This window comes from Mesorhizobium sp. M7A.F.Ca.CA.002.05.1.1 (assembly GCF_003998335.1).
GTDB lineage: Bacteria > Pseudomonadota > Alphaproteobacteria > Rhizobiales > Rhizobiaceae > Mesorhizobium.
Genome location: NZ_RZQI01001380.1, coordinates 1 through 979, shown reverse-complemented (window position 1 = coordinate 979; position 979 = coordinate 1). Strand labels below are relative to the sequence as shown.

Genomic DNA, 979 nt, shown 5'->3' with positions numbered 1-979 from the left:
GAATGCGACCGACGCTTCGAACAACTTGCGAAGGGATGCGTCCCCACCCACGGCCTTCGCTTGCAGGTGACCATAAATGCGCCGTCGCTAAAGTTTCCTTAACTGGCAGAGGTTCAGCGGGTTTTCTCTGTCTGCGGGCTGTAAAAGCCTTAGTCCGTGCGTCCAACAGTTGGAAACAACGCCGGTGCGGCGGCTTGAATTCGCGATTCGCGCATCGCACTCTTGAAAATGAAACCGAATTTCGGATTCTCCACGCCAGCACATGTCGCATTTGCTTGCGTGCTTGCGCGGCAAAGCTGGAATCCTAAGCCATGCCCGGCACTTTTCTTCAAGGAGGATCGACGTGAGTGATGGTCACCAGGGATCGTGTCTGTGCGGAGCCGTCCGCTTCAGAACGAACGGGGCGCTGCGTGGCGTCGTCTATTGCCATTGCTCGCAATGCCGCAAGCAGAGCGGACATTTCTATGCCGCGACCAATGTTGCCAACGCCGACATCGTGATCGAGGGCACGGAAAGTATCACCTGGTACGAAGCCTCTACCTTCGCCAGGCGTGGGTTCTGCAAGGCATGCGGATCGGTGCTGTTCTGGAAGCCGCGGGACCAGGACTACGTTTCGGTCATGGCGGGATCGTTCGACAAGCCGACAGGTCTTGAGGGCGAATGCCATATCTTCGTCGGTGACAAGGGCGACTATTATTCGATCGACGACGGGCTGCCACAGTTTGAAAAGTCGACACCGTCCATACCGGTTGCTGAATGAATCTTGGACAAGTCACCTTATTCCATTGATCTGGCCAGCCATTGCATTATCCCGTGCCGGTGATTCGCAAAGGGGTTTGGCATGCAGCGGCTGATCGATGCTTATTTCAATTCGGTGCGGGCGTTTCGCAAGCTGGCCACCAGCGAGAAGGCTTTCCAGCAGGAGCTGATGCTGCTGGCGCTTGCCTTGCCGCTCGGCTGGTTCGTTTCGATCTCGTGG

Annotated in this window: 1 protein-coding gene and 1 pseudogene; both read left to right on the top strand. The window is 56.6% G+C overall.

Features of this window, described 5'->3' with window-relative positions; all coding sequences use genetic code 11:
• Window positions 1-343: 343 nt before the first annotated feature.
• Window positions 344-760: a GFA family protein gene (locus tag EN939_RS35735; protein WP_027036778.1), complete on the top strand. Its 417-nt coding sequence runs from the start codon at window positions 344-346 to the stop codon at window positions 758-760.
• Between the two features lie 81 nt (window positions 761-841).
• Window positions 842-979 (top strand): annotated as a pseudogene (locus tag EN939_RS39935) (diacylglycerol kinase); the annotation flags it as partial.